Source organism: Aeromonas sp. 602200, assembly GCF_049173895.1.
GTDB lineage: Bacteria > Pseudomonadota > Gammaproteobacteria > Enterobacterales > Aeromonadaceae > Aeromonas > Aeromonas veronii_A.
Map to the genome: position 1 here is coordinate 100,887 of NZ_JAAKSL010000008.1, position 22,202 is coordinate 123,088.

Annotated in this window: 21 protein-coding genes; 11 read left to right on the top strand and 10 right to left on the bottom strand. The window is 58.2% G+C overall.

Features of this window, described 5'->3' with window-relative positions; translation table 11 throughout:
• Window positions 1–428 precede the first annotated feature (428 nt).
• The 9 genes from G5221_RS11610 to G5221_RS11650 form a co-directional block, all read right to left on the bottom strand.
• Complete coding sequence (locus tag G5221_RS11610; protein ID WP_019445781.1) at window positions 429–689, bottom strand: DUF1488 domain-containing protein; 261 nt, start codon at window positions 687–689, stop codon at window positions 429–431.
• Window positions 686–1,507, bottom strand: coding sequence for a shikimate dehydrogenase (gene aroE, locus G5221_RS11615; RefSeq protein ID WP_407959364.1), 822 nt, complete (start codon window positions 1,505–1,507; stop codon window positions 686–688). Before aroE ends, G5221_RS11610 begins: the two co-directional genes overlap by 4 nt.
• Window positions 1,508–1,610: 103 nt before the next feature.
• Window positions 1,611–2,519, bottom strand: coding sequence for an oxygen-dependent coproporphyrinogen oxidase (gene hemF, locus G5221_RS11620; RefSeq protein WP_236368063.1), 909 nt, complete (start codon window positions 2,517–2,519; stop codon window positions 1,611–1,613).
• 112 nt (window positions 2,520–2,631) lie between these two features.
• On the bottom strand, window positions 2,632–3,192 hold the full coding sequence (locus tag G5221_RS11625; protein WP_421263270.1) for a Sua5/YciO/YrdC/YwlC family protein: 561 nt from the start codon (window positions 3,190–3,192) through the stop codon (window positions 2,632–2,634).
• A 135-nt stretch (window positions 3,193–3,327) separates the two neighbouring features.
• Entirely contained in the window at window positions 3,328–3,831 is a 504-nt protein-coding gene (gene purE, locus G5221_RS11630; RefSeq protein WP_005339704.1) for a 5-(carboxyamino)imidazole ribonucleotide mutase, read from the bottom strand.
• Window positions 3,832–3,905: 74 nt separating this feature from the next.
• Window positions 3,906–4,463: a type I DNA topoisomerase gene (locus G5221_RS11635; protein WP_005339702.1), complete on the bottom strand. Its 558-nt coding sequence runs from the start codon at window positions 4,461–4,463 to the stop codon at window positions 3,906–3,908.
• Between the two features lie 55 nt (window positions 4,464–4,518).
• Window positions 4,519–4,992, bottom strand: coding sequence for a DUF494 family protein (locus G5221_RS11640; RefSeq protein ID WP_005339699.1), 474 nt, complete (start codon window positions 4,990–4,992; stop codon window positions 4,519–4,521).
• Entirely contained in the window at window positions 4,985–6,100 is a 1,116-nt protein-coding gene (gene dprA / locus G5221_RS11645) for a DNA-processing protein DprA (RefSeq protein WP_421255738.1), read from the bottom strand. The genes G5221_RS11640 and dprA overlap by 8 nt, the downstream gene beginning before the upstream one ends.
• A 1-nt stretch (window position 6,101) precedes the next feature.
• Window positions 6,102–7,196 carry a LysM peptidoglycan-binding domain-containing protein gene (locus G5221_RS11650; protein ID WP_421263271.1) on the bottom strand — a complete coding sequence of 365 codons (1,095 nt, stop codon included), beginning with the start codon at window positions 7,194–7,196 and terminating at the stop codon, window positions 6,102–6,104.
• Window positions 7,197–7,304: 108 nt separating this feature from the next.
• Between G5221_RS11650 and def the strand changes: the two genes are divergently transcribed.
• From def to G5221_RS11675, 5 genes are all read left to right on the top strand, one after another.
• A complete protein-coding gene (gene def / locus G5221_RS11655) occupies window positions 7,305–7,817 on the top strand; it encodes a peptide deformylase (RefSeq protein ID WP_216952294.1) in 513 nt (170 codons plus the stop codon).
• Between the two features lie 12 nt (window positions 7,818–7,829).
• A complete protein-coding gene (fmt, locus tag G5221_RS11660; protein ID WP_368227063.1) occupies window positions 7,830–8,774 on the top strand; it encodes a methionyl-tRNA formyltransferase in 945 nt (314 codons plus the stop codon).
• Window positions 8,775–8,834: 60 nt separating this feature from the next.
• Window positions 8,835–10,127, top strand: coding sequence for a 16S rRNA (cytosine(967)-C(5))-methyltransferase RsmB (gene rsmB, locus G5221_RS11665; RefSeq protein ID WP_005341964.1), 1,293 nt, complete (start codon window positions 8,835–8,837; stop codon window positions 10,125–10,127).
• Window positions 10,128–10,214: 87 nt separating this feature from the next.
• On the top strand, window positions 10,215–11,591 hold the full coding sequence (trkA, locus tag G5221_RS11670; RefSeq protein WP_005339689.1) for a Trk system potassium transporter TrkA: 1,377 nt from the start codon (window positions 10,215–10,217) through the stop codon (window positions 11,589–11,591).
• Window positions 11,592–11,687: 96 nt separating this feature from the next.
• Window positions 11,688–13,130 carry a TrkH family potassium uptake protein gene (locus G5221_RS11675; protein ID WP_216952300.1) on the top strand — a complete coding sequence of 481 codons (1,443 nt, stop codon included), beginning with the start codon at window positions 11,688–11,690 and terminating at the stop codon, window positions 13,128–13,130.
• A 239-nt stretch (window positions 13,131–13,369) separates the two neighbouring features.
• On the opposite strand, the gene typA is transcribed toward G5221_RS11675, so the two are convergent.
• On the bottom strand, window positions 13,370–15,181 hold the full coding sequence (gene typA / locus G5221_RS11680) for a translational GTPase TypA (protein WP_106844305.1): 1,812 nt from the start codon (window positions 15,179–15,181) through the stop codon (window positions 13,370–13,372).
• 351 nt (window positions 15,182–15,532) lie between these two features.
• Between typA and glnA the strand changes: the two genes are divergently transcribed.
• The 6 genes from glnA to G5221_RS11710 all read left to right on the top strand — a co-directional run bounded on the left by glnA (window position 15,533) and on the right by G5221_RS11710 (window position 22,169).
• Window positions 15,533–16,942: a glutamate--ammonia ligase gene (gene glnA, locus G5221_RS11685; RefSeq protein WP_005339672.1), complete on the top strand. Its 1,410-nt coding sequence runs from the start codon at window positions 15,533–15,535 to the stop codon at window positions 16,940–16,942.
• 115 nt (window positions 16,943–17,057) lie between these two features.
• On the top strand, window positions 17,058–17,639 hold the full coding sequence (locus tag G5221_RS11690) for a DUF4124 domain-containing protein (RefSeq protein WP_100647086.1): 582 nt from the start codon (window positions 17,058–17,060) through the stop codon (window positions 17,637–17,639).
• An 80-nt stretch (window positions 17,640–17,719) separates the two neighbouring features.
• On the top strand, window positions 17,720–18,775 hold the full coding sequence (glnL, locus tag G5221_RS11695) for a nitrogen regulation protein NR(II) (RefSeq protein WP_005356202.1): 1,056 nt from the start codon (window positions 17,720–17,722) through the stop codon (window positions 18,773–18,775).
• Window positions 18,776–18,784: 9 nt separating this feature from the next.
• Window positions 18,785–20,203, top strand: coding sequence for a nitrogen regulation protein NR(I) (gene glnG, locus G5221_RS11700; protein ID WP_021231490.1), 1,419 nt, complete (start codon window positions 18,785–18,787; stop codon window positions 20,201–20,203).
• A 141-nt stretch (window positions 20,204–20,344) separates the two neighbouring features.
• Window positions 20,345–21,346 (top strand): adenosine deaminase, encoded by a 1,002-nt coding sequence (gene add, locus G5221_RS11705; RefSeq protein ID WP_421263272.1) that lies wholly within the window; start codon window positions 20,345–20,347, stop codon window positions 21,344–21,346.
• A gap of 157 nt (window positions 21,347–21,503) precedes the next feature.
• Window positions 21,504–22,169: a class I SAM-dependent methyltransferase gene (locus G5221_RS11710; protein ID WP_421263273.1), complete on the top strand. Its 666-nt coding sequence runs from the start codon at window positions 21,504–21,506 to the stop codon at window positions 22,167–22,169.
• Window positions 22,170–22,202: the final 33 nt, after the last annotated feature.

Here is a 22,202-nt window from a genome sequence, read left to right on the forward strand (position 1 = left end):
TGAATCTTGAGTACCAGACGACAGGTATTCCTCAAGAAGCAGCCTCATTCTATCAAATGCATCGCCAATTTAAAGCATTTACTCTAAATGATGCGCATAAAAAAACACCCCGACGAGAACCTCATCGGGGCAGCTATTCAGCCACATTCAATTACGTGAAATAAAAGGTCTGAAAGATAGAACATCTTACCTCTGTACCCTACGCAGACAACTGTACAGCAAAGCAGCAGAAAGTGAAAGTAATTTATGTAATTTAGTTTCACAACTTACAGATTAAGAAAAAATCTTTTATTTTCATAAAGATAAAAAAATCCCCAGTACGAAGACCGGGGAGTTATAAAGGTGACTAGCTAGCACTTCCTCAACTATCTAGTTAGTCAGTGCCATTTCAAAGTAGTTCCGCTACAAAACAAAAAAACTTTTAAAAATCAGAGATAGATAGCGCCATCTTCAGCAAACTCTTGTTCTTCAATGAGTTTTTCAGCCATGTCTTCAATATCAAAACGTACACTTTCGAAGGCTCTGACGATGTCATCCTCTCTCGTCAGCGCCAGACCTGTCATTCTCTCCAGTCGCCGCTGGCTAATGTAACAATCTATCAGCGCCCCCATCTGCTGGGCAGGAAACCGCACCCGCTGTTCGTCAGCCTGCCACTCCATCAGGTCGGGAAACAGAATCCCCTGGTTCATATCACCCCCAAGTTACGCTTCAACTCTCTCAATACCTGTTTAGTCCCGGGACGAATTCCGCGCCACACGGTAAACGCTTCGGCGGCCTGCTCCACCAGCATACCGAGTCCATCCATGGTTTGACGGGCCCCATGCTGTTTGGCCCAACTGATAAAGGCCGTATCCGAGGCGCCATACATCATGTCGTAGATGGCAATATCGGTGTGGATCAGGGCGGGAGCCAGCGGCGGTAGCTCCCCTTGCAGGCTGGCAGAAGTCGAATTGATGACGAGATCGAATGGCCCTGCCAACTGCTCATAGGTCTGGGCAGTCACAGGCCCCAGATCGCAGAATTCGGCAGCCAACTGTTGCGCTTTTGTGTGGGTGCGGTTGGCGATCACCAGCTCGCTCGGCAGCTCTGCCAGCAGTGGCGCCAATGCACCGCGCGCTGCTCCACCGGCACCCAGCAGCAGGATCCGGCTATCCGCCAGCGTCACACCATGGGACTTGAGATCGGCGACCAGACCGGCGCCATCGGTATTATCCCCCAGCAACACGCCATCATCGGTCAGCTTGATGGTATTGACCGCGCCCGCCCGCTTGGCCCTCGGGCTCAAGCGATCGACCAGAGTGAATGCCTGCTCCTTGAAGGGAACGGTGACATTGCATCCCTTGCCCCCTTGGTCAAAGAAGGTGCGCAGGGCTTGGGCAAACTCGTCGACGGCGGGTTCAGCCAGCCCATACTCCAGCTCTTGCTGGGTTTGTCTGGCAAACAGGGTGTGAATGAAGGGGGACTTGCTGTGGCGCACCGGGTGGCCAAAAACCAGATAACGATCCATCAAAGAGTTCCATCAGAGGGCAATATTCCGATTTAACGGGTTTTCACTCTCGGGAACAAGCCGAATAACGGCCAGTAAAAAGGGACCATCATGGTCCCTCGGGTCACAGCCACTCTCGCGGCGTGAGGTAATCGTTGTAGAGCAAGGCTTCAGGAGTGCCCGCCTCCGGCTGCCAGTCATACTCCCAACGTGCCAGCGGTGGCATCGACATCAGGATTGACTCGGTACGTCCGCCGGTCTGCAGCCCGAACAGGGTGCCACGGTCATACACCAGATTGAACTCCACATAACGACCGCGACGATAGAGCTGGAACTCCCGCTCCCGCTCGCCATAGGGCAGCGCCTTGCGTCGCTCGATGATCGGCAGGTAGGCATCGAGATAACCCCGACCTACCGCCTGCATAAAGGCAAAGCAGTCGGCAAAAGGCCAGCGATTCAGATCGTCGAAGAAGAGACCGCCCACCCCTCGCGTCTCGTTGCGGTGCTTGAGGAAGAAGTAGCGATCGCACCAGGATTTGAACTCGGGGTAGATCTCATCACCAAAGGGCTGGCAGAGATCACGGGAGACCTGATGCCAGTGCTGCACATCCTCGGCAAACGGATAGAAGGGCGTCAAATCGAAGCCACCGCCAAACCACCAAATGGGCTCTTCGCCTTCCTTCTCGGCGATGAAGAAACGGACGTTGGCGTGGCTGGTCGGCACATAGGGGTTGTGCGGATGGATCACCAGCGACACACCCATCGCCTCGAACTTGCGACCGGCCAACTCTGGCCGATGGGCTGTAGCAGAGGCAGGCATGGCATCGCCATAGACATGGGAGAAGTTGACGCCCCCCTGCTCGATCACCGCGCCGTGGCGCAGCACACGGGTGCGACCACCGCCACCGCCTGCACGGCTCCAGGCATCTTCCACAAAGTGTCCACTGCCATCGGCCTGCTCCAGACCCCGGCAGATCTCGTCCTGCAACTGCAACAGGAAGGCCTTGACCTGGGCCACATCCGGTTTGCTCATCTTGTCTCCAGTCAGGCAGGATCGTGAACGCCCTGTCCATTTTTATAGTTGAATCAATCCGATGAGCTCACCGCTCAGCGGATTGATAGCAAATCATGACGTATCCGCCTGCTCAGGAGGGGCGAATAATGGCGCCGGTTCGGGCGTCCTTGATCTCTGATGGGTTGGCTTGACCACCCACTTCCCCGGGCAGGATATAGGCTAACTTGCTTGCCAGCCGCTCACCAATATCGGCCACCCGACGGGCAGGCTCCTCACCGGTCAAGTTGGCACTGGTAGAGACCAGCGGCTTACCAAAGGCACGGCACAACGCCTGCACCTGAGGATGAGCCGTCACGCGTACCGCCAGGGTCTCGAACTGCCCGGTCAGCCAGACCGGCGTCGTCGCACGGGCAGGCATGATCCAGGTAAAAGGACCGGGCCAGCTGGCTTCAACCCGAGCCAGTTGTTCACCGCTAAGTTGGCTCAGATCGATGTAATCCTGCAATTGCGCCACGTCGGCAGCAATCAGGATCAACCCTTTCTCTACCGGACGCTGTTTGATGGCCAGCAGTCGCTGCACCGCCACTTCGGAGTCGGGATCACATCCCAGACCAAACACGGCCTCGGTCGCATAGGCAATCACCCCTTCCTGCTGGAGGGCGGCAACTGCCTGTTCAAATTCATTTGGCATAGGAAAAATGCGGCAGCCACGCTGCCGCCTCGTCACTTAGTAGCAAGTTGAATCCGTATGGCGGCGACCATGGCAAAGTGACGTGTTGCTGTTGCACAGGAAAAATACGACACATCCGGATCGCCACCTATTCACTTACTTGAGTTGAGCCTGCAGGGCGGCATCCTTAGCCATCACCTCTTCGGCATTCTTCTGGCGTTCGGCCCGAACCTTGGCCGCCAGTTCATCATCGGCTACTGCCAGCATCTGGGCTGCCAGATAACCTGCGTTCTTGGCACCGGCTTTGCCGATCGCCACGGTCGCTACCGGTACACCACCCGGCATCTGCACGGTGGAGAGCAGCGCATCCAGCCCCTTGAGCGGACCACCGTCGATGGGCACCCCGATCACGGGACGAGTCGTGATGCCGGCTACGGCACCCGCCAGATGCGCAGCCAGACCGGCAGCACAGATAAAGACCTTGCAGCCACGGGCCTCGGCATCGGTCACATACTGATGGGTCGCAGCTGGCGTGCGGTGCGCGGAGGTGACTTTGACTTCCACTGCGATATCAAATGACTTGAGCACCTCGAGGGTGGTCTGCATCACGGGGAAATCAGAATCAGAGCCCATCAATACGGCAACAAAGGGTTTATTCATGGTGGGAATTTCCTTACTCCAAGTGGGGGGTTGAAGTTCACCGAAAACGTTTCAATCCGGTTGCGGCGGCGGGATTATACCTGCTCACTTTGGTGGCCGCATTTCTTTTGCGGACAGACCCAACGCAGAGTTCCCCTCACTTTTTTCTCTACCATGATGCCCCAACCACACGCGGGACAAGGCATGGGGATCGGTTTGTCGTTCACCACATATTTGCAGTGTGGATAGCCATCACAAGAGTAAAACTGCTTGCCGTAGCGGGAGGTGCGGCTCACCAGATGACCCTTGCCGCACTCGGGGCAGAGTATCTGGGTATCGTCACTCTCCTGCAGGGATTCGATGTGCTGACAGGCCGGATACTGGGTACAACCGACAAAGAGACCGTAACGCCCCTTCTTGATCGCCAGCGGCTCTCCGCAATCGGGACAGGCAGAGCCTTCGAGCACCTTTTCGATGTCGCGGCCGGATGGCGTCAGGGAGCGGATGTAATCACAGGCAGGATAGGCAGAACAGCCGAGAAAGGGGCCATGTTTGCCCTGGCGGATCACCAGCTCGGCCCCGCACTGCGGGCACGGCTCGCGCTCGAAGGCATGTTCGTGGGCTGAAAAGAGGTGATGATCGATTTTTGACATGGGCCGCGCCTTGAAAACCAGATGGCCTGAATTCTACCAGCGCGGCACCGGACTGTCAGTGAATGACGCCGTCTGACTCATCAAACACCAGCTCTTCCATCTGCTGGTAGGCATTTTCACTGCCCGGCACGTTGAACAGCACCATCATGACGACCCACTTGAGGTCATCCAGCTCGATATCCGGCTTGTCCAGTTCGAGCAGGCGCTCGATACAGATCTCGCGGGTTTCGGCATTCAGCACCTGGGCCTGTTCCAGAAAGAGCAGGAAGCCGCGGCACTCGGTGCTGAGGCGTGCTAGCTCTTGCGGAGCATAGATACGCATCGAGCCTTGCGCGCTGGCGGTGACATAGACCTCCCGCTCGCTGTCGTGCAGATTGGCCAGCCGCTCCAGCCAGTCGAGCGCCTTGTCGATCTCTTCTTTATCGAAACCGGCCCGGCTCAACTCGTCGGTGAGCTCATCCTGCTCGACCATCACATCTGCATCGCTGTGGATGTAGGTCTCGAAAAGGTACATCAATACATCAAACATGATTCGCCCTCCTCGCTCTGACGTATCCACCGGCTACCGCCATCACTGCACCGGCCAGCTCCAGCTCTACCAACCTGCCCAATACCACTTCGACAGGAAGCTGGGCCCGCTCGGCAACGGTATCCACGCTCGTGGTCTCATAATCTACGTTATCCAACAAATCGGCATAAGGCAATTCGCTATTATGCGGTTGCTCAGATGGTATGACCGACGGATGTGGCCGTGCGATCCACTCTGGCAGCTCTTCCACTATATCGGCCGCACTCAGCACAAGTTTGGCCCCCTGCTGAATTAATCTGTTGCACCCTATCGCCTGGGCGTTTTGCAGGGCACCGGGTACCGCAAACACTTCGCGCCCCTGCTCAAGCGCATAACGGGCGGTGATCAGCGAACCGCTCTGCTCGGTCGCCTCCACCACCAGAGTTCCCAGCGACAGACCACTGATAATACGGTTGCGACGAGGAAAATGTTCAGCCAGCGGTCCTTTATCCGGTGCCAGCTCGGAGATAAGCAAGCCACCGCTCTCCAGAATCTGGCCTGCCAGCCCCTGGTGGCGTTTGGGGTAGAGGCAATCCAGCCCGGAACCCAACACGGCAAGGGTGATACCGCCACAAGCCAGCGCTTGGTGATGGCAAACACCATCGATACCGAGCGCAAGACCCGAGGTGATGGCTAACCCGCATCCAACCAGCTCGCTACAGAGGCGGGACGCATTATCTTTACCTGCATAGGTAGGATGGCGTGTCCCCACCATTGCCAGCTGGGGTAGCGACAGCGCAGCAAGATCGCCACGACAGTAGAGCAACAGGGGAGCTGCGGGAATTTCCCGCAACAAGGGTGGATAAATCGGGTGATCTTGCGGAATAAGGATATTGTCAGGCAAAGCGGCCCAAGCCAGGCTCTGCTCAACCACCGGCGAGGGCCAGCGCAGTTGCCTGACCTGCTCTGACGACAGCCCCATACCATACAGTTGCGCTTCATCGCTCTGAAACAGGGCATCAATCGAACCACCGCTCTGCTCCAGCAGTCGAACTGCGGTTACAGGGCCGATTCCGGTAACCGCATTGAGGGTTAACCAGAGCGCCAAGCGCTCATCGGGGTAGTTCACGTCAGAAGTGAGTGACCTGATAACCCGAGCTCACCATGTCCTTGCTCTGCATGATGAGGCCATAACTCAGCTTGTCATACACCTTGAACAACATGACGCGGGCAATAGCTTCAGAGGGCAGTGGTGCCTTCTGGTTGCCACTACTGTAGAACACCTTGTCGTAGACAGAGGAGAACTCCTTGTATTGCACTGCACCATTCTTGGTGACCAGCGCAACCCCCGGACGCCGAACATCGAGCACATCGCCCGCGGAGAGTTGATCCCTAGCGCCTTTGTTAATCAAGACCACATCAAACTTGCCCCCTCCCCTGGCTTTGCTCGGCAAGTCGATGATGTAGCCAGGGGCAATCGCCGGGGCAGCCTTGGGCATGAAAACCGCAGGCATGTTCTCCTGAGGGGGCAGCTCCATAATCTTGTCACCTTGCAATACTTCACGCTGGTTGTGGGTGAGAGTCACTTCGGTCCGATCACCATCCAGCAGCGCTACCGCACGCACCACGCCTGCAAAGATGGCCTCCTGACCCAAAAGCTCACCTGTCTCGCGATCCTTGTAGACCACCCCGGGATGATAGATGCCATACATCTTGCCCGGTATCAGAGCTCCCTGCACATAGAGGGTGTCCCCCTCAAGCATTCCAATGTGCTTTTCGTCGGAACCCAGCAAATAGGGCAGCATTTTCTGCTGCTGACTGTCGGCCAAGATATGGTCCGTCTGCAAAAAGGGGCCTATCTCGCTGAAGGGCAGAGTAGGGATAGGATTTGCCTTGCTCTCATAACGGGTTTTCGGGCCGAGACGGATGACCTGTTTGCCCCCCTGCATCGCTTTGCCCAGCCGGGGCTCACCATTGACCCAGCTCAGGTGCAGCACGTCCCCTGGGTAGATCCAGTGCGGATTGGAAATCTGTGGATTGATGTTCCAGAGCCGGGGCCACAGCCATGGCTCAGAGAGATATTTGCCGGAGATATCCCACAGGGTATCGCCTTTTTGCACTACATAGCTTTCGGGATAACCCGCTTTCAACCTCAGCTGATCGGCCAGAGCGGCTTGGCTCATGGTCACCAGCAGGCAGGTGAGGATGGTTTGCTTCAGATACATAACACTCCCTGTTACCTCTGCGCGCAAAGTGTTGCTGTTTTTTGTCGGCGTAAATGACTAGAATTACGCCAATATTGACTGCATTTATACGAAACTAAAGAAAAAACTATGGCCATTCTAGATGTATTGCGTTTTCCCGATGAGCGTCTGCGTACTATCGCAGCCCCTGTCGAGACCTTTACACCCGAGTTACAACAAATTGTAGATGATATGTTCGAAACCATGTATGCGGAGGAAGGCATTGGCCTGGCCGCAACGCAGGTGGATATTCATCAACGCATCATAGTGATCGATGTCTCTGAAAACCGTGAAGATCCTCTGGTATTGATCAATCCGGAAGTGATCTCCCAGTGTGGCAGCACCGGCATTGAAGAGGGTTGTCTCTCCGTGCCTGGCAGCCGCGCTCTGGTGCCTCGCGCTGAGCAGATCAAGATCCGCGCCCTGGATCGCCACGGCAAACCGTTCGAGCTGGAAGCGGACGACCTGCTCGCCATCTGTATCCAGCATGAGATGGACCACCTGATGGGCAAGTTGTTCGTGGATTACCTGTCCCCGCTCAAGCGCCAGCGCATTCGCCAGAAGCTGGAAAAGATGGCCCGTGAAGATCGCAAAGTCCTCTGAGGATCTGCCCCGTTGAATAAGCTGAAACTGATTTTTGCCGGTACTCCCGACTTCGCCGCCCGTCACCTGGCGGCGTTGTTGTCTTCCGACCACGAGGTCGTTGCCGTTTATACCCAACCCGACAAGCCCGCCGGCCGTGGCCAGAAGCTCACCGCCAGCCCGGTCAAAGAGCTGGCACTGGCCCACAACCTGCCGGTTTACCAGCCCGCTACCCTGCGCAAGGAAGAGGCGCAAGCCGAACTGGCCGCCCTTGGCGCAGACCTGATGGTCGTGGTGGCCTATGGCTTGATCCTGCCCAAGGCGGTACTCGATACCCCGCGTCTGGGCTGCATCAACGTCCATGGCTCCCTGCTGCCCCGCTGGCGTGGCGCGGCACCGATCCAGCGCTCCATCTGGGCGGGCGATGCCGAAACAGGTGTCACCATCATGCAGATGGATGTGGGGCTGGATACCGGCGCCATGATCCGCAAGGTAAGCTGCCCCATCGCCGCCGACGAGACCTCCGCCAGCCTCTATGACAAGCTGGCAGAGCTGGGTCCGCAGGCGCTGGTCGACACCATCGGTGCCATGGCTGCCGGTGAAACCGCTGCCGAGGCGCAAGATGATGCGCTGGCCAACTACGCCGAAAAGCTCTCCAAGGAAGAGGCCCGCATAGACTGGTCGATGGAAGCTGTTGCCATCGAACGCTGTATTCGCTCGTTCAACCCCTGGCCCATCAGCTGGTTTGAAGTAGCTGACCAGACCGTCAAGGTATGGCAAGCCGCCGTCATCGACATCGACCACGGCCAACCCGCCGGCACCCTGCTCAAGGCCGACAAGCAGGGGATCGATATCGCGACCGGCAAAGGGGTACTGCGCCTGCTGACCCTGCAACCGCCCGGCAAGAAGGCGATGTCCGTTTCGGATCTGCTCAACTCTCGCCGCGACTGGTTTGAACCCGGCACGCAATTGAATTGAACTGGATTGAATTGACACAAGCGGGGCCCAGGCCCCGACTTGCGCATCTAAGGTAACTCTATGAAAACACGTGCACAGGCCGCTCTCGTTATTCAACAGGTGCTGGATCAGGGTCAATCCCTCTCCGCTGTTCTGCCTGCTGCCCAGGAGAAGGTCGCGCCTCGCGATCGCGCTCTCCTGCAAGAACTCTGCTACGGCACCCTGCGCTGGCTGCCCCGCCTCGATGCGGCAGTCAACGAGATGATGGACAAGCCGCTCAAGAACAAGAGCCGCATTTTCCACTACCTCATTCTGGTCGGTCTCTATCAGCTCATCTACACCCGCATTCCGGCTCACGCCGCGGTGGCCGAGACCGTCAACGCCGTCAAACTGCTCAAAGGCACCTCACTGCGTGGCCTCATCAACGGCGTACTGCGCAACTTCCAGCGCAGCGCCGAAGTCATTCTGCTGCGCATCGACCGCGTTCCCAGCATTCGCCTCGGTCATCCGGAGTGGCTCACCAAGCGCCTGCGTCAGGCCTATCACGATGAGTGGGAATTCATCATGGAGGCGAACAACCAGCGCCCCCCCATGTGGATCCGCAACAACAGCCAGCGCCAGAGCCGCGATGCCATGCTGGCTCGCATGGCCGAAGCTGGCATCAATGCAGTGGCCGGTGAAGAGGGCGAGGATTGCATCCTGCTGGAGCGTCCTTGCGATGTGACCAAACTGCCCGGCTTTGAAGTGGGTGACTGCTCGGTACAGGATGGAGCAGCACAACAGGCTGCGGCACTGCTCGACCCGCAACCGGGCGAGTGGGTGCTGGATGCCTGCGCGGCCCCCGGTGGCAAGACTGCCCACCTGCTGGAGCGGCAACCCAAACTGGCTGGCGTGGTTGCCGTCGATGCCGATGAAAACCGCCTCAAGCGGGTGCAGGAGAACCTGGATCGCATCGGCCTGACCGCCAAAGTGATCCACGGCGATGCCGCGGCACCGGAACAGTGGTGGCCGGAGGGCCAGTTCGACCGCATTCTGCTGGATGCCCCCTGCTCTGCCACCGGCGTGATCCGCCGCCATCCCGACATCAAGTGGCTACGCCGTGATCAGGACATTCGCGAGCTGGCCGAGTTGCAACGCCGCATTCTCAATGCCCTCTGGGGCAAGCTGAAAAGCGGCGGCACCCTGCTCTACGCTACCTGCTCCGTCCTGCCGGAAGAGAACCGCGACCAGATCCGCGCCTTCCTTGCCGCGACCAAAGATGCCAAATTGGTACCGTTGCACGAACAGGATACCCCGGACTGCCCGGGTCGCCAGTTCCTGCCGGGTGAAGCCGAGATGGATGGCTTCTACTACGCCAAACTGGTCAAGCTCTGAACCTGGCATGACAAACCTCATTCGGGAGAGCTGCCAGCTCCGTTCTGGCGCTCCCCTTTACAGCATCAACGTGAGTAGACGTTCCCTATGAAGATCATCATTTTGGGAGCCGGCCAAGTCGGCGGCACCCTGGCCGAGAACCTGGCCGGGGAGAACAACGACATCACCATCGTCGATACCGACAGTGAGCGCCTGCGCGAACTGCAGGACAAGTTTGACCTGCGGGTGGTCAACGGGCACGGCGCTCACCCCAAGGTGCTGCGCGAAGCGGGGGCTCAGGATGCCGACATGCTGGTCGCCGTCACCAACAGTGACGAGACCAACATGATCGCCTGTCAGGTGGCCTACTCCCTGTTCAACACCCCGAACAAGGTGGCACGGATCCGCTCGCCAGCCTATCTGACCGAGCGGGATCGCCTGTTCCTGCCGGAATCGGTACCGGTTGATCACCTGATCGCGCCGGAGCAGCTGGTGACCGACTATGTGCGTCGCCTGATCGAATACCCGGGCGCCCTGCAAGTGGTTGATTTTGCAGGTGGCCGCGTTGGTCTGGTGGCGGTCAAGGCCTACTACGGTGGCCCGCTGGTGGGTAATGCCCTCTCCACCCTGCGTGAGCACATGCCCAACATCGAGACCCGGGTAGCGGCCATCTTCCGTCAGGGCCGCCCGATCCGTCCGCAAGGCACCACCATCATCGAAGCGGATGACGAGGTCTTCTTCGTCGCCGCCGCGGGCCATATCCGTGCCGTGATGTCTGAGCTGCAGCGCCTCGAGAGCCCCTACCGCCGCATCATGATCGTCGGTGGTGGCAACATCGGCGCAGGCCTCGCCCGTCAGCTGGAGAAGCGCTACAGCGTCAAGCTTATCGAGCGCAACCAGAAGCGGGCGGAGCAGCTCTCCGAACTGCTGGAGAACACCATCGTCTTCTGCGGCGATGCGGCGGATCAGGAGCTGCTGGCCGAGGAGCATATCGATCAAATTGACGTCTTCATCGCCGTGACTAACGAGGATGAGGCCAACATCATGTCGGCGCTGCTCGCCAAGAAGATGGGCGCCAAGAAGACCATGGTGCTGATCCAGCGCGGCGCCTACGTCGATCTGGTGCAGGGTGGCTCCATCGATATCGCCATCTCGCCCCAACAGGCCACCATCTCGGCCCTGCTGACCCATGTGCGCCGGGCCGATATCGCCAACGTCTACAGCCTGCGCCGCGGCGCTGCCGAGGCGATCGAAGCGATTGCCCACGGTGACGAGAACACCTCCAAGGTGGTCGGCAAGACGGTGGGCGAGCTCAAGCTGCCGCCGGGTACCACTATCGGTGCCGTAGTGCGCGGGGATGAGGTGCTGATCGCCCACGATCGTACCAAGATCCAGCAGGATGACCACGTGGTCATGTTCCTGGTGGACAAGAAGTACATCCCGGAAGTGGAGCGGCTGTTCCAGCCAAGCCCCTTCTTCCTGTAACGTCTTCATGCGCACAGGCTGTCAAACCAGACCCGGCTCAGCTCCTCCAAGGGGATGGTCCGGGTCTTTTGTTAATCAACGACCAGGTTATCGAACATGATCAAACTGCGTCCCATTATCTTCACCCTCGGGCTGGTGCTCTCCAAGCTGGCGCTCTTCATGTGGCTGCCCACCTTGCTGGCACTGCTCACCGGGTCAGAGGGATTTGTCGAGTTTCTCAAGTCCGTGCTGATCACCCACGGCGCCGCCCTGCTCTGCCTCCATTACGGCCGCAAGGCGGAGTTTCATCTGGGGGTGCGGGAGATGTTCCTGCTCACCACCTCGGTTTGGGTGGTTGCCTGTATCTTCGGGGCGCTGCCCTTTGTCTTCATCACCCACATCAACTTTACCGACGCCTACTTCGAGACCATGTCGGGGGTGACCACCACGGGCTCTACCGTGCTCTCCGGCCTCGACAACATGGCCCACAGCATCCTGTTGTGGCGATCCATCCTACAGTGGCTGGGGGGGGTCGGCTTTATCGTGATGGCGGTTGCCGTACTGCCCTATCTCAACGTCGGCGGCATGAAGCTGTTCCAGACCGAGAGCTCGGACTGGTCAGACAAAAGCGCCCCGCGTGCCAAGACGGTCGCCAACAACATCGTTGTGGTCTATCTGGTGCTCTCCATGCTCTGCTTCATGGCCTACTGGGCCAGCGGCATGAATATGTTCGAGGCGATCAACCACGCCATGACCACCCTCAGTACCGGCGGCTACTCCACCTCCGATCAATCCATGTCCCACTTCTCCAACTCGGCACACTGGATTGGCACCCTGTTCATGTTCCTCGGCGGCCTGCCCTTTCTACTCTATGTGCAGAGCCTGAACCACAGGGACTACAGCCTGCTCAAGGATGCCCAGGTGCGCGGCTTCTTCTGGCTGGTGGTGTGGGTCACAGTCATCATGACCTTCTATCTGTGGGAGAGAGATCTGTTCGGCTTCTGGGATGCCCTGCGCATCAGCTGCTTCAACATCGTCTCGGTACTCACCACCACCGGCTATGGTCTTGGTGACTTCGGCACCTGGGGGCCGCTCGCCAGCATCGTCTTCATCGTGCTGCTGGCTCTTGGGGCCTGCTCTGGCTCCACTGCGGGCGGCCTCAAGATCTTCCGGGTACAAGTGGCCTTTGCCCTGTTCAAGAAGCAGATGCGCCAACTGATGCACCCTTCCGGCGTATTTCCCCAGAAGTACAACGGCCGGACAGTCAATGACGCCATCATCCGCTCAATGATCTCCTTCGTGCTGGCCTACTTCGCCATCATTCTGATGATAGCCGCACTGCTGGGCGCCATCGGGCTTGACCCCCTGACAGCCATATCCAGCTCCATCACCGCCGTTGCCAACGTCGGCCCGGGCATGGGCCCGGTGGTCGGCCCCAGCACCAACTTTGCCAGCCTGCCGGAATCGGCCAAATGGCTGCTGTCATTCGGCATGCTGCTGGGACGACTGGAGATCCTGACGGTCGCCGTGCTCTTCTTCCCCTCCTTCTGGCGCCAGTAACGCTCACCGTAAGCAAGCAAAAAGCCGCAGCGTTCACCCGCTGCGGCTTTTTTATCTCGTCCATCCCCACGACTTTCCCTCAACGCTCATCAGCCCCATTACCGGTGGCCTGAACGACCTCATCGGCATGGCCAGAGCGGATCACAAGCATAAAAAAACGGACCCAAACCAGAGGTTTGGGTCCGTTTATCAGTGAACCGTCAGCGGCCGCGAGGGCTGCCGAGACTCAGCACATGGCATTAACCACGGCCAGAGCGCTTACGATCCAGCTCGGTCAGCAATTTCTTGCGGATACGGATGTTCTTCGGAGTCACTTCTACCAGTTCATCGTTATCGATGAACTCGAGAGCCTGTTCCAGAGTCATGCGGATCGGCGGAGTCAGAACCTGAGCTTCGTCGGTACCGGAGGCACGCATGTTGGTCAGCTGTTTGCCTTTCAGGCAGTTAACAGTCAGGTCGTTGGAACGGGAGTGGATACCTATCACCTGACCTTCGTACACTTCGGTCGCGTGACCGATGAACAGACGACCGCGGTCTTGCAGACCGAACAGGGCGTAAGTCAGTGCCTTACCGGTAGCGTTGGAGATCAGCACGCCGTTCTGACGCTCACCGATGCTACCACCCTTGTGCGGACCATAGTGGTCGAAGGTGTGGTACAGCAGACCGGTACCTGAGGTCATGGTCATGAACTCGGTCTGGAAGCCGATCAGGCCACGGCTCGGGATCATGAAGTCCAGGCGGACACGACCCTTGCCATCCGGGGTCATGTTGGTCATTTCGCCTTTACGCAGACCCAGCTGCTCCATCACGGAACCTTGGTGCGCTTCTTCAACGTCCACAGTTACAGTTTCGAACGGTTCTTGCAGTTCGCCGTCAACGGTACGCAGGATTACTTCCGGACGGGATACCGCCAGCTCGTAACCTTCGCGACGCATGTTTTCGATCAGGATGGAGAGGTGCAGTTCACCACGACCGGATACACGGAACTTGTCCGGATCATCAGTCTCTTCCACGCGCAGGGCCACGTTGTGGACCAGCTCCTGGTTCAGACGCTCCAGAATGTTGCGGGAGGTCACGAACTTGCCCTCTTTACCGGCGAACGGTGAAGTGTTGACCTGGAAGGTCATGTTCACGGTCGGCTCGTCAACGGAGAGCGGCGGCAGGGCTTCAACGGCACCGTTGTCACAGATGGTGTCGGAGATTTTCAGCTCGCCCAGACCGGTGATAGCGATGATGTCACCCGCTTGCGCGTCGGCAACTTCAGTACGGGACAGACCCAGGTAACCCAGCACCTGACCGACTTTACCATTACGGGTCTTGCCGTCAGCACCAACGATGGTGACTTGCTGGTTGGTCTTGACGCGACCACGAGTGATGCGGCCGATACCGATAACGCCCACGTAGGAGTTGTAGTCCAGCTGGGAGATCTGCATCTGGAAACCACCTTCGGCATCAGCCTTCGGCGCTTCAACGTTGTCAACGATGGCCTGGAACAGCGGCTCCATGTTTTCGGACTCGACGTCCTGATCCATGGTGGCCCAACCGTTCAGTGCAGAGGCGTAAACAACTTTGAAATCCAGCTGTTCGTCAGTCGCGCCCAGGTTGTCGAACAGGTCGAATACCTGATCCATTACCCAGTCAGGACGAGCACCCGGACGGTCAACCTTGTTGATGACCACGATCGGCTTCAGACCCTGAGCGAACGCTTTCTGGGTCACGAAACGGGTTTGCGGCATCGGGCCGTCTACGGCGTCAACCAGCAGCAGCACGGAGTCAACCATGGACAGTACGCGCTCTACTTCACCACCGAAGTCGGCGTGACCCGGGGTATCAACGATGTTGATGCGGTAGTCATTCCAGCGGATCGCAGTGTTCTTGGCGAGAATGGTGATGCCACGTTCCCGTTCCAGATCATTGGAGTCCATGATCCGTTCCTGGCCTTCCGTGGAGCGGTCCAGGGTGCCGGACTGCTGCAGCAGCTTATCAACCAGAGTCGTTTTGCCGTGGTCAACGTGCGCAATAATCGCAATATTGCGTAAATTCTCTAACATTCTCGCCTCAATCACCGGGTAAAATTGGGCGCTAATTGTACTCTTGCCTTTGTGATCTGCCTAGCAGAATTGCAGTACATTCGCGCATAACAACAGATCTGGATCATAGACCTCTCTGACAAACCCTGCTTAGATGGGCGGTGACCGTATTTCGCGCACCATTACAGTGCACCAAAACGATCCACCATCGCACTAAATTGATGCAACGCGAGTCGAGATCGCCTGATTTTGGGGAGCCTCTTCAGCGAGATTGCCCTGAAATCAAGCTGTCACAAACTTGGCACGATACTGGCTTATGTGAATACGACGACGCATTCACCCAGAGAGTTTTAACACCGGAGGTTACTTAGCATGTCAGCCCAGAACGTTTTGGCCCTGATCCAGGAACACGAAGTCAAGTTTGTTGATCTGCGCTTTACCGACACCAAGGGTAAAGAGCAGCATGTATCCATCCCTGCTCACCAGGTTGATGAAGATTTCTTCGAAGACGGCAAGATGTTCGATGGTTCCTCCATCGGCGGCTGGAAGGGCATCAACGAATCCGACATGGTACTGATGCCGGACGCAGCCTCCGCCAAGCTGGACCCGTTCACCGAAGAGACCACCCTGAACATCGTTTGTGACGTACTGGAGCCTGCCACCATGCAGGGCTACGACCGCGATCCACGCTCCATCGCCAAGCGTGCAGAAGATTTCCTGAAGTCCAGCGGCATCGCTGACACCGTGCTGTTCGGGCCGGAGCCGGAATTCTTCATGTTCGACAACATCACCTTCTCCAACACCATGGGCCACAGCTTCGTGAAAATCGAATCTGAAGAAGCCGCATGGAACTCCGGCACTGCCTATGAGCATGGCAACAAGGGGCACCGTCCGTTCGTGAAAGGCGGTTACTTCCCGGTTGCACCGGTCGACTCCTCCCAGGATATCCGTGCCGCCATGTGTCTGGTGCTGGAAGAGATGGGCCAGGTCGTTGAAGCTCACCACCACGAAGTGGCCACTGCCGGTCAGAACGAAATCGCTACCCGCTTCAACACTCTTACGCTGAAAGCAGATGAAGTACAGGTACTGAAGTACGTGATCCACAACGTGGCCCACGCCTACAACAAGACCGTCACCTTCATGCCGAAACCCATGTTCGGTGACAACGGCTCCGGCATGCACTGCCACCAGTCTCTGGCCAAGAACGGCGTCAACCTGTTCGCCGGGGACCTGTATGGCGGTCTGTCCGAGATGGCGCTGCACTACATTGGCGGTATCATCAAGCACGCCAAGGCCATCAACGCCTTCGCCAACCCGACCACCAACTCCTACAAGCGTCTGGTTCCGGGTTATGAAGCCCCTGTCATGCTGGCTTACTCTGCCCGCAACCGTTCTGCCTCCATCCGTATCCCGGTGGTACCGAGCCCGAAAGCTCGTCGTATCGAAGTGCGCTTCCCGGATCCGGCTGCCAACCCGTACCTGGCCTTCGCTGCCCAGCTGATGGCCGGTCTGGACGGTATCATCAACAAGATCCATCCGGGCGATGCCATGGACAAGAACTTGTACGACCTGCCGCCGGAAGAGGCTGCAGAAGTACCGACCGTTGCCGGTTCTCTGGACGAAGCACTGGCTGCTCTGGATGCTGACCGCGAGTTCCTGACCCGTGGCGGCGTGTTCAGCGATGACTTCATCAACTCCTATCTGGAACTGAAACAGCAGGATGTTGACCGTGTGCGCATGACTCCGCACCCGCTGGAGTTCGAACTGTACTACTCCGTCTAAGTCGCAGCAGACAGCCCATTTAGATTGGGGCAGCTTGCCGAATCGTGACAAAACCCGCCAGATGGCGGGTTTTTTCTCTGATAGGATTAAGCAAGATACCGTCAAGGAGAGATGGATGAACAAGATACATGGCATAGGAGCAATTACCCTCCTGTTACTGACCTCATTTAGTACTCATGCGGCCAAGGTCTACTCCTGGGTCGATGGCAATGGCATTACCCACTACACGGATGCCCCTCCTCCCGGCAAAAACGTAAAGGAGGTGGATCTGCGGGCTGCTCCCCTGCTGGGTAGCGCCCCCAGCTCGGTACAGGTAGACAACTTCAACAGCCTGACTGGCGCCGATGCCAAGAAGGAGCAGGAGGCGGCCAAACTGGTGATCGAGCTGCTCTCCCCTGAACAGGGCAGCACCCTGCGCGACAACACAGGCAATATCGTCTTTCAGGGTCAAATCAGCCCCAAACCGCCAACCCAGTATGATGTGCGCCTGACCCTGGATGGCAAGGCAGCCCCCATCGTCAGCAACAGCCTCTCTATCCGGGTCGAAAATGTCGATCGCGGTGCCCACGAAGCTCAGCTAGAACTGCTCGCCAAAGACGGTACGATCCTTGCTAAATCCACACCAGTCACCTTTTACCTGCATAGAGCGACCGTGACGCCGGCTCCCAAACCCACCCCCAAAGCCAACCAGGGGTGATATAGCGCACCGATGCGGGTAAACTCTATGCACCATATCGGTGCATAATAGGTGTGTAGCACCGTTTTAGGGAGAAACCTGTGCCAACCCGCTCGGACAACGCCAAAACACTCTTGGATAATTTGCTGACCGCCGTGATCCTGATGGATGAGCGGCTCTGCATCCAGTTCGTCAACCCGGCGGCTGAACAGCTGCTCTCCCTCAGTGAACGACGGCTGATCGGCATCGAACTGCCCCATCTGCTGGAACATATCTCCCTCGATTTGCAGCGGCTCAAGCAGTGCCTCGTGTCAGGGCAAGGCTTTACCGATAGCGAAGTGACTCTGGTGGTAGAGGGAGAACCGCGACTGGTGGAGCTGAGCGCAACCCCGATGGCCGACCACGAACAGCGTCTGCTGGTGGTGGAGCTGCGCAAGATCGACCAGCAGAAGAAGATCAGTCAGGAGCAGCAGCAACATGCCCAACAGCTGGCGGCCAAGGAGCTGGTGCGTGGCCTGGCCCACGAAATCAAGAATCCCCTCGGCGGCCTGCGCGGCGCGGCCCAACTGCTGCAAAAAGAGCTGCCGGATCCGGCGCTGCGCGAATATACCGGCATCATCATCGAACAGGCTGACAGGCTGCGGGTACTGGTCGATCGGCTGCTCGGCCCCCAGCGCCCCGGCCGTCACCAGATGCACAATGTCCATTCGGTGCTGGAGCAGGTACGCCGACTGGTGGAGCTCGAACTCCCTCCCTCTGTTCGCATCGAGCGGGATTACGATCCCAGCATCCCCGAATTCGAGATGGAGCCGGATCAGCTGCAGCAGGCGTTTCTCAACATAGTGCGCAATGCCGCCGAAGCGCTCGGCGATCAGACCGGGCTTATCCGTATCAAGACCCGCACCGCGTTCCAGATCACCATACACGGCCAGCGTTACCGGCTGGCAGCGGAGATCAAGATCATCGACAACGGCCCCGGCATTCCCGATGCCATTCGCGACACCCTGTTCTACCCCATGATCACCGGCAAGGAGGGGGGAACCGGGCTCGGCCTCTCCATCGCCCAGAACCTGATCGACCAGCACAAAGGGCGGATTGACTGCATCAGCTGGCCGGGTCACACCGAATTCACCATTTTTCTACCGCTTCGCAAGTAAGGGAACCCCATGACCGCCAAAGTGTGGATCGTCGATGACGACAGTTCTATCCGCTGGGTGCTGGAGCGCACTCTCGGCAGCGAAGGCTTCAACTGCGAGAGCTTTGCCGATGGCGAAGCCCTGCTGCACGCCCTTGAGCTGCGCTCGCCCGATGTCATCCTCTCCGATATCCGGATGCCCGGCATCGACGGCCTGAGCCTGCTTGAGCAGATCCATCGCCGTCAGGCCGATCTGCCCATCATCATCATGACCGCCCACTCGGATCTCGACAGCGCGGTCAACGCCTACCAGCGCGGCGCCTTCGAGTACCTGCCCAAACCGTTCGACATCGACGAAGCTGTTACCCTGGTGCGCCGCGCCGAGAATCACCTCAAGGAGCAGCGCACCAAGCGCAAGTCTCGTCAGCAAGAGACCACCGCCACTCCCGAGATCATCGGTGAAGCACCGGCGATGCAGGAGGTGTTCCGCGCCATCGGTCGCCTGTCACGCTCCAGCATCTCGGTGCTGATCAACGGTCAGAGCGGTACCGGCAAGGAGCTGGTCGCCCATGCGCTGCACAAGCACAGCCCGCGCGCCCACAAAAACTTCATCGCCCTCAACATGGCAGCCATCCCCAAAGATCTCATCGAATCGGAACTGTTCGGTCACGAGAAGGGGGCCTTCACCGGCGCCAACAACATCCGCCACGGCCGCTTCGAGCAGGCCGACGGCGGCACCCTGTTTCTCGACGAGATCGGTGACATGCCGCTGGATGTGCAGACCCGACTGCTGCGGGTGCTGGCCGATGGCCAGTTCTACCGGGTCGGTGGCCATCAGCCGGTGCAGGTGGATGTACGGATCATCGCCGCCACCCACCAGAATCTGGAGAAGCGGGTCGCCGATGGCGAGTTTCGGGAAGACCTGTTCCACCGCCTCAACGTCATTCGCATCCACATCCCCGCCCTCAAGGAGCGCCGTGAGGATATTCCCCAGCTGGCCCGCCACTTCCTGCTGCGCGCCGCCAAAGAGCTGAACGTCGAGGCCAAGAGCCTGCACCCGGATACCCAGGCCTATATCAGCCGCCTGCCCTGGCCGGGCAACGTGCGCCAGCTGGAGAACGTCTGCCGCTGGCTTACCGTGATGGCCTCGGGGCAAGAAGTGCTGGTCGGCGATCTGCCTGCCGAGCTGCTCACCCCCATCACCCACAACGCCGAACCGGGCCAACCGGCGTTGCCCGGTTGCTGGCAGCAGCAGTTGCAAGAGTGGGTGGCCAGCAAGTTGGCGCTGGGAGAGACAGACATCCTGGCCGATGCCATGCCCCAGTTCGAGCGGATCATGCTGGAAACCGCGCTGGAACACACTCACGGCCACAAGCAGGAGGCCGCCCGCCTGCTTGGCTGGGGTCGCAACACCCTGACCCGCAAGCTGAAGGAACTCGATCTCTCCTGAGTCCCGGGGAAAAACGATTCCCATCACGCCCTGACAAATCACCGTCCGCCAGAACCCCGTTTAACCATAAACGGGGTATCTTTTTTGAAAGCCCCGCCTAGAATGGCAGGCTTTCAAACCTGACTCGACGAGGGCGCCCCCATGATTGACAGATCTCTCCCCCTGACCGACCTGCACCGCCATCTGGACGGCAACATCCGCCCGCAAACCATCCTCGAGCTGGGTCGCCAACACAATATCCCGCTGCCCGCCTTCGAGCTGGAAGCGCTTCGCCCCCACGTACAGATCGTCGAGAACGAGCCGAGTCTGGTTGCCTTCCTGAAGAAGCTGGATTGGGGCGTGGCCGTGCTGGCTGACTATGACGCCTGCCGCCGGGTCGCCTACGAGAACGTGGAAGATCTGCTGCGCGCAGGTATCGACTATGCTGAACTGCGCTTCAGCCCGGCTTATATGGCCATGGCCCACAAGCTGCACCCGCAGGGTGTGGTGGAAGCCATCATCGACGGCGTGGCCGCGGGCAGCCGCGACTTCGGCATCAAGACCAACCTGATCGGCATCATGAGCCGCACCTTCGGCACCGAGCAGTGCAATCAGGAGCTGGCCGCCTGTCTGGCCCACCGCGACAAGCTGGTCGCCATCGATCTGGCCGGTGACGAACTGGGCTTCCCGGGCGAACTCTTTGTCGACCACTTCCGCAAGGTGCGCGATGCAGGCATGCGCGTCACCGTACACGCAGGTGAAGCCGCTGGCCCCGAGAGCATGTGGCAAGCCATTCGCGAGCTGGGCGCCGAGCGTATCGGCCACGGCGTCAAAGCTATTCAGGATCCGGCCCTGATGGCCTATCTGGCCGAGCACCGCATCGGCATCGAATCCTGCCTCACCTCCAACGTCCAGACCACCACGGTGGCGAGCCTGACCGAACACCCGATCCGCCAGTTCCTGGCTGCTGGCGTGCTGGCTTGCCTCAACACCGACGACCCGGCGGTGGAAGGGATCGACCTGCCCCACGAATATGAAGTGGCCGCTCCGGCCGCCGGCATGACCGCGAGAGAAATCCGCACCGCCCAGCAGAACGGCCTGACCCTGACCTTCCTGAGCGATAGCGAGAAAGCCGAGCTGAGCGCCCGCGCCGCCAGCCGCTGATCCACACCGGCACTGCAAATAGAAACGGCCCACTTCGGTGGGCCGTTTTTATTTGTGGCGGAGATCCCGCAACTTCAAGCCCGCGGTTCGATTAACAGATGTCATATCGTATACATGAAAATATTCCTGCCGATTACAGCATTATGGGGAGATGGTCATGTTGAAAAGTCTGGATCTATTTGGCAAGGCGCTGAAAGAGCACTATCAGAACAGGGATGATGAAACCTTGCAGATCAATATCAGCGGGCAAGAACCATATTGTCTCCCGCTCGCTATCTTTTTTCGACCAGCCGACTACTACCAGATTGATCGCCGGGCGTTATCTTTGTGCAGGGGAAAGACGCTGGATATAGGAGCTGGAACGGGTGAACACTCGCTCTTTTTGCAACAGCAGCTTTTTGATGTGACCGCCCTCGATATCTCGCCATTGGCCTGTGAGGTGATGCAAGCCAGAGGCGTCAGCAGAGTCATCAATGCCGATATCTTTTCGGCTAGTTTTGACGCCCCGTTTGATACCTGGTTGCTACTCGGTCGCAGTATCGGAGCCGTGGGCAACATTAAAATGTTGGGGAAATTTTTCGAACTTGCTCATCAATATATTTCGCCGAAAGGTCAAATCATTTTGAACTCAACGAACGGGAGTACTAACCAGACCGTTATACGAGAGCTCTCTTTTACCTATAAAGGAGAAACCGAGGCGCCCATCAGTTGGCTGGATATCGCTCAGGATCAGCTGAGCAGGGAGGCGGCTAAATATGATTTTTCTACTGAAATAATCGATATAGAAACTGATGGGAATTATCTGGCGGTGTTAAAGAAATAGTCCTACTTATCATTCTCTTCTTAAAAACAGAGC